The sequence below is a fragment of the Microcoleus sp. S13_C5 genome (genome assembly GCF_036700845.1).
In the GTDB taxonomy this organism is placed as follows: Bacteria; Cyanobacteriota; Cyanobacteriia; order Cyanobacteriales; family Microcoleaceae; genus Microcoleus.
This window is the reverse complement of sequence record NZ_JAUBPR010000046.1, coordinates 30278-47780: the sequence shown is the minus strand read 5'-3', so window position 1 is coordinate 47780 and position 17503 is coordinate 30278. Positions and strand designations below refer to the sequence as shown.

At 47.3% G+C, this 17503-nt stretch carries 11 protein-coding genes; 9 read left to right on the top strand and 2 right to left on the bottom strand.

The genetic code is table 11. From position 1 onward, the window contains the following. Nucleotides 1-161 precede the first annotated feature (161 nt). A complete protein-coding gene (gene nagA, locus QUA04_RS14430) occupies nt 162-1391 on the bottom strand; it encodes an N-acetylglucosamine-6-phosphate deacetylase (RefSeq protein WP_333258040.1) in 1230 nt (409 codons plus the stop codon). Between the two features lie 234 nt (nt 1392-1625). Here nagA and purE point away from each other — a divergent pair, with 234 nt between their 5' ends. Both purE and QUA04_RS14420 read left to right on the top strand, forming a co-directional pair. Continuing rightward, the gene (gene purE, locus QUA04_RS14425) at nt 1626-2147 is read left to right on the top strand and encodes a 5-(carboxyamino)imidazole ribonucleotide mutase (protein ID WP_333258039.1); all 522 of its coding nucleotides are present in this window, start codon (nt 1626-1628) and stop codon (nt 2145-2147) included. An 83-nt stretch (nt 2148-2230) separates the two neighbouring features. After that, entirely contained in the window at nt 2231-3832 is a 1602-nt protein-coding gene (locus tag QUA04_RS14420) for an ammonium transporter (RefSeq protein ID WP_333258038.1), read from the top strand. A gap of 421 nt (nt 3833-4253) precedes the next feature. On the opposite strand, the gene QUA04_RS14415 is transcribed toward QUA04_RS14420, so the two are convergent. Further along, entirely contained in the window at nt 4254-4856 is a 603-nt protein-coding gene (locus QUA04_RS14415; RefSeq protein ID WP_333258037.1) for an IS607 family transposase, read from the bottom strand. A gap of 336 nt (nt 4857-5192) precedes the next feature. On the opposite strand from QUA04_RS14415, the gene QUA04_RS14410 reads away from it, so the two are divergent. The 7 genes from QUA04_RS14410 to QUA04_RS14380 all read left to right on the top strand — a co-directional run bounded on the left by QUA04_RS14410 (nt 5193) and on the right by QUA04_RS14380 (nt 17487). After that, nucleotides 5193-6056, top strand: coding sequence for an SGNH/GDSL hydrolase family protein (locus QUA04_RS14410; protein ID WP_445242325.1), 864 nt, complete (start codon nt 5193-5195; stop codon nt 6054-6056). 500 nt (nt 6057-6556) lie between these two features. After that, nucleotides 6557-7936 (top strand): ammonium transporter, encoded by a 1380-nt coding sequence (locus QUA04_RS14405; RefSeq protein ID WP_445242324.1) that lies wholly within the window; start codon nt 6557-6559, stop codon nt 7934-7936. 254 nt (nt 7937-8190) lie between these two features. Continuing rightward, the gene (locus QUA04_RS14400) at nt 8191-9396 is read left to right on the top strand and encodes a 4-hydroxy-3-methylbut-2-enyl diphosphate reductase (RefSeq protein ID WP_333258034.1); all 1206 of its coding nucleotides are present in this window, start codon (nt 8191-8193) and stop codon (nt 9394-9396) included. 719 nt (nt 9397-10115) lie between these two features. After that, the gene (locus QUA04_RS14395; protein WP_333258033.1) at nt 10116-12074 is read left to right on the top strand and encodes a CHASE3 domain-containing protein; all 1959 of its coding nucleotides are present in this window, start codon (nt 10116-10118) and stop codon (nt 12072-12074) included. Then, entirely contained in the window at nt 12037-12498 is a 462-nt protein-coding gene (locus tag QUA04_RS14390) for a response regulator (protein WP_333258032.1), read from the top strand. Before QUA04_RS14395 ends, QUA04_RS14390 begins: the two co-directional genes overlap by 38 nt. Before the next feature lie 172 nt (nt 12499-12670). After that, nucleotides 12671-14146 (top strand): ATP-binding protein, encoded by a 1476-nt coding sequence (locus QUA04_RS14385; protein WP_333258031.1) that lies wholly within the window; start codon nt 12671-12673, stop codon nt 14144-14146. A 422-nt stretch (nt 14147-14568) separates the two neighbouring features. After that, entirely contained in the window at nt 14569-17487 is a 2919-nt protein-coding gene (locus QUA04_RS14380; protein ID WP_333258030.1) for a response regulator, read from the top strand. The last annotated feature ends 16 nt before the right edge of the window (nt 17488-17503 follow it).

The following is a 17503-nucleotide window of genomic DNA, read 5'->3' as shown; positions in this document are numbered from 1 at the left end:
TTAAATCTCAGAGGCTATGTAAGCAAGTATTGGGTTTCAGGCTCTGAAATACGCAGTTTAAATGCTAAACAGCTTAGCAGCGCTTAGCATAAGGAATCTTCGTCCTCACTACGAACTCTACTGCGCGAGAAACTAATGTCATGGAAACTAAATGGAACCACTTAAAAGAGTCGATGCCAAGTCAATTCTTTTGTCGCCGCATTTAAATTCCAGCGCAACAATTGAGTAGCCGGTTTGCCAATAATTCCCGAAATTCCGATCGCCCTTCTGGGAGATTCAGTTGCCAAGGCGATCGCACTTTCGGCATCGCAAATTCCCCACTCCACCAAATTCTGAACTCCCGCCAACAGTGGCAGAGTTGTACCTGCCAAAGTAGCAGATTCCAGGGGCGAGTGGTAATCTAATCTTACCCAAGCTGTACCTTTTCTGACTTCAATTTGTCGGGAATCCCAAGGATAAACACCGTCAGGCAAACCCAAAGGAGCCAAAGCATCGCTCACTAAAAAAACGCCTTTTTGATACCTACCAGCGCGTAGCAAAAAATCCATCATTGTCGGAGAAACGTGCTTCCCGTCAGCAATTAAACCGCATTTTACGCCCGGATAAACAATCGCCGCTCCCAACAAACCCGGTTCTCTGTGGTGCAAACTCGGCATCGCATTAAAAGCGTGAGTTACCATTGAAGCTCCCCGCTCAAATGCTTGCTGCGCTTCCTCTGCTGTCGCTTGGGAGTGTCCGAGACTCACGGCAATTCCCAAACTTTGCAAATAGGAAATGACTTCGCCAGTGCTGTCTAACTCCGGCGCTAAAGTAATTATTTTGACAATATCGGCACAATCTCCTAAAACTTGCTTGACATTTTCTATAGTTAGCGGTAATAAAAACTCAACTGGGTGAGCTCCTCGCTTTTGGGGGTTGAGAAAAGGGCCTTCGAGGTGAACACCGATAATTTCCGCTGTTTTGGGCTTAATTTTTGCCGGATCAGCGGTTTGTACAGTTCGGATATAATCGGCTATAGTCGAGAGCGATCGCCTAAACTTATCCACCGAAGTTGTCACCAAAGTCGGCAAAAAAGCATCCACTCCCTGATTCCACAAAAATTGACAAATTTTCGGCAAAATTTCAATATGCTTGCTTTCTAAATCGGGAAAAGCAAAACCTAGGGCGCCGTTAATCTGCAAGTCAACACCGCCTAGAGAAAGCCAATCGCCTGCTACATCAAGCACTTGCAAATGGGGAGGACAAATCCGTTTAAATACGGCGTCCATCGGCAAAACTTCTTGAATGATTCCCGTTTCGTCAACAGCAAGCATCTGCAAATCCTTGCAACCGGGGAGGCGAGCATTCAGAATATCTGTGGGGGTAGCAGTTGGGGTTGTGGCTTCAGTCATCCGATTTTAGATTTTAGATTTTAGATTTTAGATTTAATATTCGCTACGGATAAATCCGGTGGCTGGCGATGAGGAGGGGGAGCTTTTTGCTTTTTGCTGGCTCCAGGGCTGCTCAGACGGGGGCTGGTGGCAAAATTGCTTTTAAGGGTCAGTTTTGGTACAAAATATCTAAATTTGAGTTAACGCAATCATTTAAAATTAGCATTTATCTGAAATCTCAAATCTGAAAATTTTATGAATCAAGCGACAGTTGGAATTATCATGGGTAGCGATTCGGATTTGCCAACCATGAAAGATGCGATCGCAGTTTGCGAAGAATTTAGTGTTGCTTGCTCCGTGGCGATCGTCTCGGCGCACCGCACCCCCGATCGCATGGTGGAATACGCCCAAACCGCGCACCAACGAGGCTTGAAAGTTATTATCGCAGGTGCCGGGGGAGCGGCGCACCTCCCCGGTATGGTAGCATCTTTAACGCCATTGCCAGTAATTGGGGTGCCTGTACCGAGCCGGCACCTGCAAGGCCTAGATTCGCTGTACTCGATCGTGCAAATGCCAGCCGGGATACCCGTAGCAACAGTGGGGATCGGCAACGCTAAGAATGCTGGCTTGCTGGCAGTTCAGATACTAGCAGCTCATCAGCCAGAATTGCTAGAGCGAGTCCTGCATTACCGCAAAACTTTGTCCGAATCAGTAATGAAAAAACAAAATCAACTAGAAGAGCTAGGCTATCAAAACTATCTCAATCTCAACAAATAATCTCTAAACTTTTGTAGTAAAATTGTAAAGTTTTCCGAATATTGCTGAGCTTACTAGCCATAAAGAGGGTGAAAGTGATGAAAATGACAGTCGGAAAGAAAAAGTCGAAACAAGTCAGGCGGGAGGCTTTAAATTTGCCAGCAGCTAAATTTTTTACGAAAGTCAACAGATTGAAGAAATTACAAAGGACGATCGCCCGCCTCAGTCCAAGTTGGCAAGCCTGCATACCAATAGCAGCAATCATCGTCTTGGTGTGGGGATATGCGGCGGTAGCCCAAACAGCTCCCGCGCCAACCACTGAGGAACAATTAGCAAGCCTTAAGGTGGGCATGGATACCATGTGGGTCATGGTGGCTGGGATGCTAGTGTTCTTTATGAACGCCGGTTTCGGTATGTTGGAAACCGGGTTTTGCCGTCAGAAAAATGCGGTTAACGTGTTGTCCAAAAACTTGATTGTTTTTGCGCTTTCTACGATCGCATTTTGGGCGATCGGCTTTGCGTTAATGTTCAGCAACGGCAACGGTTTTATCGGCAGCAGTGGCGGATTTTTTCTATGGAATGTAGCCGACAACAGCCCTGCCACAGGAGAGGCTTATCAAGGCATTTTCGAGTCGCTTAACTGGACGGGAGTCCCCCTCAACGCTAAATTCTTTTTCCAATTAGTTTTTGCGGGAACGGCTGCAACGATCGTTTCTGGAGCAGTTGCAGAGCGAGTTAAATTCATAGACTTCTTAATTTTCAGCTTGCTGCTAGTAGGCATTGCTTACCCAATTACCGGACATTGGATTTGGGGCGGCGGCTGGCTGGCAAAAGCCGGCTTCTGGGATTTTGCAGGTTCGACAGTGGTTCACTCGGTAGGCGGTTGGGCTGCTTTGATGGGAGCGGCATTGTTGGGGCCGCGGATCGGTAAGTACCGCGACGGCGATACTGTGGCGATGCCGGGACACAATATGAGCATTGCCACCCTGGGCTGTTTGATTCTGTGGTTGGGCTGGTTCGGGTTCAATCCTGGTTCGACAATGGCAGTCGATTCAAATGCGATCGCCCACATTGCGATCACAACCAACACCGCCGGTGCCTTCGGGGGAGTTGCTGCAACCATTACTGCTTGGCTGTACCTTGGCAAACCCGACCTTTCCATGATTATCAACGGCATCCTCGCCGGCTTAGTTGCGATAACAGCGGGCTGCGCTTGGATCAACGTGCCCAACTCTGCCATTATCGGCACGATCGCTGGTATCCTGGTAGTTTTCGCAGTAACTTTCTTCGACAACTTGAAAATTGACGACCCTGTAGGGGCAACTTCAGTTCACTTAGTTTGCGGCATCTGGGGAACTCTGGCAGTTGGGCTGTTTGCTGACGGCCCTACAACTGGACTTTACACCGCAGGCCCGGCAGCCGGATTGCTTGTGGGCGGAGGTTTCGGTCAACTCTGGGCGCAGTTGGTCGGCATTATCTCTGTAGGGGGGATGACCGTCCTGCTGAGTACGATTTTTTGGGCGGCACTCAAAGCTTTGCTGGGTATCCGCGTTTCTGCTTTAGAGGAGGCTGAAGGTTTGGATATCGGCGAACACGGGATGGAAGCTTACACCGGGTTTGTGAAGGAAATGAGCTTGGACAACAGAATTGAGGGTGGCTACGGCGGTTATGGTGGGGGTTCTGGGGGGAGGGCTAACAAACTGTAGAGCGTGCGCTCGATCAACCAATTCAGCTTTCGTGTCCTAGATTAGCTATTTATAAGCTAATTCACCCCTTTATTCAGAAAAATCCGAATCTGAAATACCCGCCAACTTATGGCTGTCTATCGTTGTGCTCGCGTTTCAATCTTCAATGCGAACGCGGGCATATTTTGATTTTTAGTTGACCTTTAATGGCTCACATATGGCGTTGCACAATTTGAGGATGATTTTGGTGTGGTGTCCCCCCTGCTGTGAAAATACACGCGTTCGCGTCAAGAAACCCCATCGGAGAAAAAAATCAAAATCATGCCGCTATTATGCAAAGCCTTACATATAGTAGTTTCCGATTGCATGAGATGTGCGGCGATAATTGGTAATTGGGAATTGAGGATCTGTAAATGACGAGCTTTGTAAACTGGTGTATTGATTAGAGTTTAGCGGCAATTGCTTTAAGTTCTTCAACGACACGCTTGTTCTTGGGATTCCTGCTGCCATCAAGGCGGGCGGAGACAACATTGATTATTTCTAGTATATCTTTAGCTAAATCCTCATCACAGCTAGTATTTTCGGTTTGATTTATAATCACTACCTCTGTCCCAAAGTGTTCGCACAAATTAAAAATTAGTTCCGAACCAAATCTCAGGAGTCTGTCTTTGTGAGTTATTACCAGCCTTTCTACTTGATTGTCTGCGATCGCCCGAATTAGATGTTGTAAACCCCGCTTACTGTAATTAACCCCAGAACCCACATCATCAATGATTTGGAATTGCCAGCCGTGAGACGCACAAAACAATTCCAAAACTTGTTTTTGTCTGTCTAAATCATCTTTTTGGTCGTGGCTGCTAACCCGAGCGTAAGCTATGGTTAAAGCGCCGTTGGGTTTTAAGCCGAGAAGATGAGCTAGGTCATACCGTCTGTGACCGTTAGCCGTGCGTTCCGGTATTAGCTTGCCTTCCGCTTCCCACCTCCGTAAGGTGGAAGCGCTCACACCTTTAATTTTGGCTGCTTCAGTTATAGTTAATTTTTTCATTTTTGAATTTTAGCATCAGATATGAGTAAGTTCGATCACTTTTAGATATATTTTTGTGCATTGCTGCCGCTTTGATAAATCCGATTGCGGTGCAAGAAAGTTTGGTAGGCAGATTTTTTATGGTAAAGTAGTGCGAAAAAGCAAAGTTCTGCATCGTCGCCCTTGCCCAACACAGCACAGTGCTTGATTCTTACAAGAATTGAGGCTTTAATTGAGCGGTAAAATTTGATGCAGCAATCAGTGCAAATTATTCGGTGTGAGGCCTGCAAATAGTTTGAGTTTATGGAGAAGTTTGGAGGAGGTAGCAGAAGTAGAACTCATAAATCCCTCTTAGGGATGGAAGTTAGCCGATCGAAAGCTGTTCCGGTTTGGGCTTTGCTATCTTTGGTGACGAACGGGGTACTGATACTTACAGTCGCTCAACTACTGCTGCGGGGACACAACTTGACAGAAAGCTTCCAGGCGAATGATGCGGTGACAGCAGAAGCGGTTGAGGAACCAATTGGCCAACCGGCGATCTCTGCAAAGGCAGTGCTAGACGTGCCTGTTCCCGGACCGCGACACAAATGGACTTACCAGCAGTGGGTGACGCAGTTGGGTCGAGAAGCTGAGGCGGCGGCTGCGAATCGACCCTCAAGACTGAGTATTTTGGCTGGGGATTCTCTAAGTATGTGGTTTCCGACCAAGCTGTTACCAGTCGATCGAATTTGGCTGAATCAAGGGATTTCGGGGGAGACTTCGGTGGGTTTGCTGAAGCGGTTGCAGTTGTTCGATCGAACTGCGCCGGATACGGTGTTTGTGATGATTGGGATCAACGATTTGTTGCGGGGGGCCAGCGACGAAGGGATTTTGGACAACCAGCGGCAGATTATTCGCGATTTACGGTGGGCTCACCCCAAAGCACAAGTTGTTGTGCAGTCGATTTTGCCCCACAGCGGGGAACAAGCTACTTGGGAAAATCGCGATCGGCTGTTGGCGATTCCTAATAGTCGGATTAGGGCAATAAATCGACGGCTCAAAGAAATTGCTAGTTCTGAAAATGTTTTGTATCTGGATTTGTACCCGCTGTTTGCGGATGCTGACGGCAATTTGCCAACTGAACTTAGCACAGACGGCTTGCACCTTAACGATCAAGGTTATCTGGTTTGGCGATCGGCCCTGCAACTGTTCGATCAGATGCAGTTGAAAAATGAGTCATGAGTCATTAGTTATTAGTCATTAGTTTGAAAGATAAAGGATAAAGTAAAATTCTCCCGAACTCTCCCCCTCACCTCGTTCCACTCTCCCCAACTCAAAACTTTCACCCTCTCCGACTACTGTGCTATCGCGGACTATGTCAAGTAGCAGCCGATAGATTAAGAAATATGATACTTAGCTATTTAGTATAGGGGGATACAGAATAACTGTTTGTACAAATGGTGCAATCCAAAAGGCATAGACCATTAGATTGATAGTTGACGAATTTAGATGAGTCCGGCTATACGAAGCCGGGGGGTTGAGGATTGGGGAATTATCTATTGAAGATTTGTTCCGCTAAAACAGGGACTTAAAACCAAATAACTATTGCATCTAAAATCCTCGCATCTAAAATCGGCTTGGTCTTCCCTGAAAATTGCTGAGTATGAGAAGGTACAACTAACGTGATCAAAAAAAGTTTAACGATCGCCATCATGGCGCTGTGGCTGTTAAGCGGGCCGCTGATGGACAATGCCTTAGCTCAAGATCCTGCTGCTGGTGCGGCTGCGGTGGCGCCGAATCCTATCAACAGCGGCGATACGGCCTGGATGTTGGTCTCCTCAGCACTGGTGCTGTTAATGACACCAGGGCTGGCGTTTTTCTACGGGGGACTGGTGCGATCGCGCAACGTCCTCAACACCATGATGATGAGCTTAGTCATGATGGGACTGATCGGCGTCACCTGGACGCTGTGGGGCTACAGTTTAGCATTTGATGTCGCCCCCAGCAACCTCAATGATAAAGGGTTTGCCCAAGGACTCGAAACCTTCATCGGCGGCTTCGACTGGATGTTCTTGAACAACGTCACGGCGGACAAACCAGATCCGATCGGCTACGCACCGACAATACCCCACCAAGTCTTCATGGTTTACCAAATGATGTTCGCCATCATCACTCCAGCCTTGATTTCAGGGGCGATCGTCGAACGGGTAACATTTAAAACCTATTTCTGGTTCGTGCTGCTGTGGTCTACCTTCATCTACTCTCCTTTAGCCCACTGGGTTTGGGGTAGAGGCTGGCTGGGCGCGATCGGAGCTCTGGACTTTGCCGGAGGCACAGTCGTGCACATCAGTTCCGGTGTTTCTGCAGTTGTCGCAGCTTGGGTGATCGGGCCCCGCAAAGACCACTTAAACAAGCCCCACACCCCCCACAACGTACCCTACGTCTTGCTGGGAATTGGGCTGCTGTGGTTCGGCTGGTTTGGCTTCAACGGTGGTAGTGCTTTGGGATCTGGTTCTTTAGCAACAGTGGCTTTTGTCACCACGATGATTGCCACAGCAGCAGGCGGTTTAACTTGGACAATTGTGGAATGGGTGCTCAGAGGCAAACCAACAGCAGTGGGAATTGCTAGCGGTTTCCTAGCGGGATTGGTGGGCATCACACCTGCGGCTGGATTCGTGCTTCCAGTGGGAGCGCTTTTGATCGGATCGATCACTTCGGTTTGCTGCTTCTTTGCCGTTAGTTTCCGGGCTAAGCTGGGATTTGACGACTCTTTGGATACCTTCCCGGTACACGGCGTAGGTGGAACTGTGGGCGCGATTCTGACAGGTGTGTTTGCGACTAAAGCGGTTAACGCTGCCGGAAATGACGGGCTGTTTGCGGGGAATCCAGGGCTAATCGTCACCCAATTTGTAGGCGTTCTAGCTACTTACGTGTTTGCGGCTGTCGGCACTTTTGTGATCCTGAAAATTTTAGGGCAGTTTATGGAACTGCGAGTGTCGTCCTCTGCTGAAGACCAAGGTTTGGATATCGGGCTGCATGGGGAAGAAGCTTACGGTGAAGATTTTGCCGGCGGTTTCAGTTCGTTTGAATCGAGTTCTCCTTTTGCGCCGAAGAAGGTTTAAAAATAGCCTAAGACTGACGCACTCAACCGTGTGAAACCCGGTTTATTTGTAGATTTATGCACTCCCAACCCAGATTTTTCTAAGAAACCGGATTTCTTTGCGGGATTTTGTCCAGAAGGCCGTCAGAGTCAATAATAGTGGTTGGGTGGCCCCGTTTTGCATTTGTTGCAGGCGGGGTTTTCAAATTTGAGATGAGAATTCTCCAATGGTTCTAAAATCAAAGGTAATTAACCTAGATTTCAACTCGATACCGCATGGATACTAAAGCTTTTAAACGATCGCTCCAACAGTCTGAAAACTACCACCGCAAGGGTTTCGGACACGAAGCTGAGGTAGCTGGGGTAATGCAGACGGCTTATCAAAGCAGTCTGATCCAGCAAATTCGCGACAATAATTACAGACTCGAACGCGGCGCAGTCACGATCCGGCTGGCTGAGGCTTTTGGCTTTTGCTGGGGGGTGGAACGCGCTGTAGCTATTGCTTACGAGACTCGCCAGCATTTCCCCTCGGAACGGATTTGGATTACTAATGAGATTATTCATAATCCCTCTGTAAATCAGCATTTGCGCGATATGGAAGTTGGTTTTATTGCTGTTGAGAAGGGAAAGAAAGATTTTTCGGTTGTCGATAGCGGCGATGTGGTAATTTTACCTGCTTTTGGAGCGAGCGTGCAAGAAATGCAGTTGCTTAATGATAAGGGCTGCAAGATTGTTGATACTACTTGTCCTTGGGTTTCTAAGGTTTGGAATACTGTTGAAAAGCACAAAAAGAGGAATTATACTTCGATTATTCACGGTCAGTATAAGCACGAAGAAACTGTGGCGACGAGTTCTTTTGCTGATAAGTATTTGATTGTGCTGAATTTGCAGGAAGCTGAATATGTCTGCAATTATATTTTACACGGGGGCGATCGGGCTGAGTTTATTGCTAAATTTAGCAAGGCTTATTCTGCTGGTTTTGACCCCGATGTGGATTTGGAAAGCGTGGGTATTGCCAACCAAACTACTATGCTCAAAACTGAGACAGAGAACATTGGTAAGTTGTTTGAGAAAACGATGATGCGGAAGTTTGGACCTGAGAATTTGAATGAGCATTTTCAGAGTTTTAATACTATCTGCGATGCGACTCAGGAACGGCAAGATGCTATGTTGAGTTTGGTTGAGGAAAAGTTGGATTTAATGCTGGTGATTGGGGGTTTTAATTCTTCTAATACTACGCATTTGCAGGAAATTGCGATCGACAAAACAGTTCCTTCTTATCACATTGATTGTGCGGAGCGAATTTTACCGGGAAATCGGATCGAACACAAGCCTTTGGGGGCCGATTTGGTCGTAACTGAAGGTTGGTTACCGGAGGGTAAAATTGTAGTCGGCGTGACTTCGGGTGCTTCTACGCCTGATAAGGTTGTTGAAGATGCGATCGATCGCATTTTCGCGATGAAAGCCGCTGCGGTTGCCTAATTATATCGTTTTCGCTGCCATCGGAATCATCCTTTTGCGAGTGCAGTGCGATCGTCTCGCAAACAGAGTATAATTCCGATGTTACGGGATTTGATATTAAATTAATTTCAATCGATGAATCCTCCGCAATTACCCGCTCGCTCGCATTTTTGCTACTCATTTTTGATACTATTGATAGGTATCATCGCTCCGGTGAATTTCTCCCCTGCTTCCACTAGGTTATTTTTTTAATAAAAATATATTAAAAGCTCGCCTTTTTTTGGGTAAAAAGCTTGACTTGACCAGCTTATGAAGGTATCATTTAGATAATGGGAATAGTGATAAAAATTGAATTTATGTTACCACTCCCATTATCTAAATGATACTCCAAAAATCAACTTAAATCAATAGGTAAAAACTCCTTTCTTTGAGGGGCAATTTGAAACTGCCACAGGAACACGAACGATACAAAAATCGATAAAAAAAGGCGAATTAAGCTTTGCAACTATCCTCTATTGTCTGGTGTCTGCCTGACTCACGAGACGCAAGAGAGCGATTTCTAGAATCTCTGACTTAAGGCGGATGCAAGGAGGAACCCGACTAAAGCACATACAAAATCGCTCGCATCTTTGATCCTTAAATATATAGGCTTTGGTGGCCGTATCGGCCCGCGCCAAAAATTCGAGTAGTTCGTATCCAGCTAAAATAAAAAAAAGCAGGACTCGCGCGCCGAGTATTTCATGAAACAATCACTGACTCCCCAAATCACCGCAGGTATCGGAATGGTAGTGGCGCTGCTAATTGTCAATGTGGCAACTTCTTACCGCAATACTCTCAAGTTAGTCGAAAACGAACGCTGGGTGAGCCACACTCACCGAGTTTTAACCGAACTCGAAGCCACGCTTTCCACCTTAAAAGATGCTGAAACCGGACAGCGCGGTTATTTGCTGACGGGAGAAGAACGGTATTTAGAACCCTATCACAGCGCGATCGCCCGCATCAACCAACAAGTAGTCGGATTGCAGCAGCTAACCGCCGACAACAACCTGCAGCAACAGCGCCTTCGTGGCTTGAAAATTGCGATCGACTCTAAATTAGCCCAACTTCAAGAAACCATCAATCTGCGACGCAAACAAAACTTAGCAGCAGCCGTGCGGCAAGTAAAAACGGATAGGGGAAAGCAAATCATGGGCGACATTCGGCAGCAGATAGCCGCCATGACTGCGGAAGAAACTCACCTATTGCAGCAGCGCGCCCGAGAATCTCAAGCAAGTGCTAATTGGACAATCCTGACTTTTAGCGTTGCCACTTTAGTAAATTTCCTGTTGATGGCGTTGGTTTACTATTTGGTGAAGCGCGATCGAACTTTGCGCGACAAAGCCGAAATCAAGCAAAATCAACTTTTAGAACAGCTAGAACACGATCGCCACTCCCTACAATTAAGCGAAGAACGTTTCCGCCGCGCCATTCTCAACGCACCGCTGCCAATTATGCTGCACGCTGAAAACGGACAAGTTTTGCAAATTAACAGCGCTTGGACAGAATTCTCAGGCTACGAATACTCAGAAATTCCCACAATTGAAGATTGGACAGAAAAAGCTTACCACAGCCGCAAATCGCTAGTGCAAGCAGATATTGATCGGCTGCACCAATTAAACACGCGCATTTCTGAAGGCGAATATATGATTGCCACAGCCAGTGGGGAAAGTCGAATTTGGGAGTTTTATTCCGCACCTCTAGGCAAGCTTTCTGACGGCAGAAGTTTAGTAATTAGTACCGCCATTGACATAACTGCACGCAAACAAGCAGAAGCAGAAATTCGGATGCTCAACGCTACGTTAGAACGGCGAGTGGAACTCCGCACCAATCAACTTCAAGCAGCTAACGAAGAATTAGAAGCTTTCGCCTATACCGTAGCCCACGATTTGCGTGCCCCCCTGCGGGGAATGCAGGGATTAGCTGAAGCTTTATTAGAAGATTACCGCGACCTCCTCGACGAACTTGGTCAAGAATACGCCCAGCAAATTGTTAATTCTGGGCAACAACTAGAAGAATTAATCCAAGATTTGCTAGCTTACAGCCGCCTCAGCCGCACTGATTTATCGCTGCAAGTTTTAGACTTAGACTCTGCTGTTGCCGAGGCAATTGCTATGGTAAAAGCTGACGCTAAATCCAGGCACGCTCAAATCAGTGTTCAATCACCCTTGCCTGCGGTAATTGCCCACCGCGTTACTGTAGTTCAAGTAATCGCCAATCTGCTCACCAATGCTATAAAATTTGTGGAAGGCGCATCACCCCAAGTGCAGATATGGGCCGAGGAAATTGAGCTGCCTCAAGAGGGACAGAGAGACACGGATAGAGCGGGAGAATTGGAAAGGCAAACTGTGGGACAGTGGGAACATTCCCAGTTTCTTATGGTCAGCCCTCTATTGCCAGTCCGCATAATCCGTCTGTGGGTAGAAGACAACGGCATCGGTATTGCTCCAGAACATCAAAAACGCATTTTTAGGGTTTTTGAACGGCTGCACGGTATAGAATCTTACCCCGGAACTGGTATAGGATTAGCTATTGTAAAAAAAGGAGTTGATCGCATGGGCGGTCAAGTTGGAGTGGAATCTCAATTAGGACAAGGCAGTCGATTCTGGATACAACTGAGGAAGCATGACGCAAACGCAGACGATTTTGCTGGTGGAAGATAACCCCGTTGATATTTTATTGATGCAGCGGGCATTTCGCAATGAGACTTTTGCTAATACTTCGCTGCAAATTGTCCGAGATGGAGATGCAGCGGTTTTTTATTTAAATGGTGACGGAGAGTACAGCGATCGCGATCGCTATCCTTTACCTGCGATAATTTTACTAGATTTGAAATTGCCCAGGCGCTCCGGTCACGAAGTTCTGGTGTGGCTGAGGCAGCAGCCGGAACTAAAACGCTTGCCAGTGGTTATGCTTACTTCTTCTAGGCAAACACTTGATGTCAAGCGCGCTTACGATTTAGGGGTGAATTCTTATTTGGTTAAACCAGTCGGGTTTGCTTCTTTATTAGAAATGATGCAGAGTTTTAGCGAGTATTGGCTCAACTATACCGAACTGCCGGAACCGAGAGAATTTAGTGGTTTGTAGTGGCTGTTTACCGATTTTTATTGCTTGTTTCCTCGTTACCAGGCTGTTTCTGGTAACGAGTGAATTAAGTTTTTAGTGAGGAAGCCCGTCCTTTTTTAGGGCAACCTCCCAGATTTTTATTAAGAGTGATCGAGCGGCCCTCTAGCTAACAGCCAAATTATAAATTGTTAAAGTGGTACACATTCTGGTAATTGACGACAACCCAACGGATAGGCTGCTTGTCAAACGCGAATTAGAGCGACAATTCTCGCAATTGCAAATAACAGAAATTCCCGACGATAGATTATTCGAGGAAGCACTGAAACGAGGGGGCTTCCATCTGGTAATTACCGATTACCAACTACGCTGGACGAACGGTTTAGATGTGCTGAAAACTATCAAAGCGCGTTATCCACAATGCCCGATTGTAATGTTTACGAATACTGGCAATGAAGAAATTGCTGTAGAGGCGATGAAATCAGGATTGGACGACTACATTATCAAGTCGCCTAAGCACTACGTCCGCCTTTGCGTTGCTGTTCGCGCAGTGCTCGATCGAGTTGCAGCCTGGGAACGAGTCGCTCGACTGGAAAACCAACTTCATTCTCTGCTAGAAAACTTAAATGTCGGAGTTTTTCGAGCGAGTTCCGAGGGGCAGCTATTGGAAAGCAATCAAGCTTTTTTGCGCTTGTTTGATGCCAGCAATTTAGCAGATGTCCAAGGGATTTATTTTCAGCAATTGTTTGTGCAACCCCTAAATTCAGGGGAGTCTCGGTCTCAAAATATCGAAATTACATTTCCTTTGGCAGACGGTCGAGTAAAATGGATTCGGTTTACTCAATATCTCTACAACGCAGAAGGTGAAAGTACAATTGAGGGATTGGTTGAAGATATTACTGAACTCAAGCAGGCTGAACTTGCTTTGCGCGAATTTAATGAAACTTTGGAAGAGCGGGTGAGAGAGCGTACTGCTGAGTTAGAAGAAGTTAACGAACAGCTCGAATCGTTTACTTATTCAGTTTCGCACGACTTGCGCGCTCCTCTGCGGGGAATTTCGTTTTTTTCTGAAATGTTGCTTAAAGATAAAGCCAACGAGTTGGATGCTACCGCACAGGATTACTTGTCTCGGATTAATGACGCTGCAAGTCTGATGAATACTTTAATCGAAAATTTGCTAGAGTACAGCCGCCTCAGCAAAGCTAACTTGCCGCTAAAAGCAGTCTCTCTTAATTTAATTGTGGCTGGCTCGATCGCGCAACTAGAGGCTGAAATTGCCCAAAAACAAGCTCGGATAACGGTTGTTGAACCGCTACCTACGGTGTTGGCCCATCCTGCTACGCTGCTGCAAGTCTTGGCTAACTTGCTCTCCAATGCTATTAAGTTCGTGCAGCCTGGGATAGAGCCGCAGGTGCGAATTTATGCAGAAGCTGAGCAGGAATATATCTATCTTTGGGTAGAAGACAACGGCATTGGTATTGCAGAAAGATTTCAAGAGAGGATTTTTGGGTTGTTCGATCGCCTGCACGGTCAAGAAGTTTATCCAGGGACGGGAATAGGGTTGGCGATCGCGAGCAAAGGAGTCGCTCGAATGGGGGGTGCGATCGGGCTGAAATCGACTCTGGGAATCGGTACCCGCTTCTGGGTAAAATTACGCAACTGCGAGTCTTGAAGAAGGAAGTTCGGCAACGCGCAGTGAATCGGGATTTATAAAGATGAGGTTGCCACTAAGAGGCTTTTAACAGCAATATTCTGCTGTAGCTGACAAGCATCAATCCCCGCCCTTCTTCACATCAGCACACAGAATAAACAAGTAGTATAGTGAGAGTTAACTGAGCTCTTGCACCGTTCCCGGCTGAGCATGGTTTCTGATCAGTTCTACAACCACTTAATTAATTTGCTTGTGGGGGACGCGCCTAAAAGGCTGGTTGAGGATATTACAAGCTATAAAATATAATAAAATACAAGCAAATACAATAAATTTATTGGCAAGTCTAATTAACCCACCAAGTACATATTTAAATTGTCGAGATTGCTCAATAACATATTGTTAGATTTAAGAATGTTTGCGCTCATACAAAAACTAAAAGGCTAATGCTGTCTATTCTGTTAATCGACGACAACCCGAACGATCGCCTGATGATCGACAGAGAACTGAGGAAAAATTTTCCCGATTTAGAAATTAAGTCGGTTATTGATATCCAAACTCTCGAACAAACCCTGGCAGCCGGGGGTTTTGATATAGTAATTACCGACTATCAACTGCACTGGAGTGACGGATTAACTATTCTCCAAAAAGTTCACAGTCGCTACCCCAATTGTCCGGTAATTATGTGTACTGACAGCGGCAGCGAAGAAGTGGCAGTCGAAGCTATGAAAGCGGGTTTGAGCGATTACGTATTCAAAGGGCGGCACTTCAAGCGGCTGGCGGGGGCCGTGGGCGAAAGCTTGAAAAAACAGCAGTTGCGCGAGAACTACGCGAAAACGTCGGCGCAGTTGGCAATTTCGGAGGAAAGGCTGAGGTTGGCGATCGAAGCCTCGAAAATGGGAACTTGGGATTGGAATGTATTAACTGGCGAGGTGGTTTGGTCGGAGGGACACGAACTGTTATTCGGGTTGGAAAAAGGCAGTTTTCCGGGAACTTACGAAGCGTTTTTTGCCTGCATTCACTCGGATGACCAGGTCTCGATCGCCCGCGCTGTTGCCTTTGCTTTAGAAAACAAAATAGAATACCAATACGAATTTAGAGTTATTTGGGCCGACGGCAGCTTGCACTGGATCGCGAGTAGGGGCAAGTTTTTTGATGATGATACGGGTAAATCGGTGCGATCAAGCGGCGTGGTTTGGGATATTACCGATCGCAAATTATCGGAAGTGAGGGTGCAAGAAAGCGAGGAAAACTTGCGCTTTGCCCTAGAAGCAGCTAATACGATCGCTTTTACCTGGGATTTGGCATCGGGGGAAGTCCGCCGTTCGTCCAATGCCGAAACACAGATGGGTTTGGGCCCAGATAGCACCTGTGGTACTTTTGAGCAAAAAAAGAATGCAGTGCATCCAGAAGATCGTGAAAGGTTTTTGGCAGATGTGGATGCAGCACTCAGCGGCACGGGAGTTTACGAGTCGGAATACCGCAAGGTGCGACCCGACGGCTCAGTGATTTGGCTCCACGACAAAGGGCGGGTGGTTTTTGACGCATCCGGCACACCCCTTCGGTTGTCCGGCGTGGCGATCGACATTACGGATCGCAAACAGTTAGAATACGACCGCTCGCGCGCGTTGGCCCGCGAGCAGTCGTATTTGCGCCGCCTGCAAAAGTTAACCTCCGCGTCAGTAGCTATTAACTCCACGCTGTCTGTGGCAGAAATACTTCAGTTAGCAGCTGATAGCGCCCGCCAAATTCTCGAAGTCCACCAGGTAGCGGTCAACCTCGACCCTGCCGCCACATGGGATGCGGGAATTAGCAAGTTTTCCATGTCAGAAAAATACGCCGCCTGGCAAGATTACTGCGAAGAGCCAGACGGTACGGGCATTTACCAACAAGTTTGCCAGCAGCAAAAGGCGATGCGAATGACTCAAAGCGAGTTAGAGTCTCACCCGGCATGGCGGGAGTTCGGCAAGGCTGCGGGGAAGCACCCGCCTATGCGGGGCTGGCTGGCTGTACCGCTGACGACTCGGGACGGCAGAAATCTGGGATTGATTCAGTTGTCGGACAAGTATGAGGGGGAGTTTGCCGAAGATGATGAAACTATTTTAATGCAGTTGGCTCAGGCGGTGTCGGGAGCGATCGACAATGCCCGGCTTTACGAGGAATCTCAGCAGGCAAATCGCATGAAAGATGAGTTTTTGGCAACTCTTTCTCATGAGCTGCGATCGCCCTTAAACGCGATTTTGGGCTGGGCGCAACTGCTGCAGCAACGCAATTTCAATCCGGCTGCTACTGGGCGGGCTTTAGAAACGATCGAGCGAAATGCTAAATTGCAAACTCAATTGATTGATGATTTGCTAGATATTTCTAGAATTATTCGCGGCAAGTTGACTTTGAATCCTTGTGCGGTAAATTTGATTTCGATGGTGGAAGCAGCGGTGAATACGGTGCGGTTGGCCGCCGATGCTAAGTCGATCAATTTGCGGTTTGCAATTGTAGATTTGGAATTAGAAACTGCAGAGTTTTCCGAAGCCGGGGAGATTTCTTGCAATCCTGAATCTCAGTTAAATCCGAGATTTTGGGTATCAGGAGATCCGAGCCGCTTGCAGCAAGTAATTTGGAATTTGCTGACGAATGCGATTAAGTTTACGCCGCGCGGGGGGCGAGTTGAAATCCGGCTTTCGAGAGTTGATTCGGAGGTTGAGCTGGCTGTTACCGACACGGGAATTGGGGTTGCACCGAATTTTTTGCCTTACGTGTTTGAGTCTTTCCGCCAAGCGGATGCTACGATTACTCGGAATTATAGTGGTTTGGGGCTGGGTCTGGCGATCGTCCGGCAGTTGGTGGAACTCCACGGTGGCACGGTTTGGGCCCAGAGTCCGGGACTGGATATGGGATCGACTTTTAGTTTCCGTCTCCCTGCGATGCAGGTAAATTCGATCCCCGACGAGGAAGCGCAGGTTTTGGCTGGCGCTGGTAATTTACTGGGAGTTAAGGTTTTGCTGGTTGATGACGAGGTTGATTCGCGGGAATTTATGAGGTTTGTCTTGGCAGATTCCGGGGCCGCTGTCAGGGTTGCATCGTCTGCTGCTGAGGCGTTTGAGGTGGCTTCGCAGTTTGGGCCGGATGTTGTGGTCAGCGATATCGGAATGCCGGAGGAAGACGGCTATTCGCTGCTACGAAGGCTGCGTTCTTTGAACACGCAAACAGGGAAATTTTGGGCGATCGCTCTGACGGCTTATGCTAGGGATGAAGACCGCGATCGTGCTTTTGCTGCGGGTTTCGATCGACATCTCTCTAAACCTGTGCAACCCGATGTCTTGGTAGAGACTATAGTCGAGTTGAGGCAGCAAGGGCTAACAACTTAAAAAATTGTCTTAATAA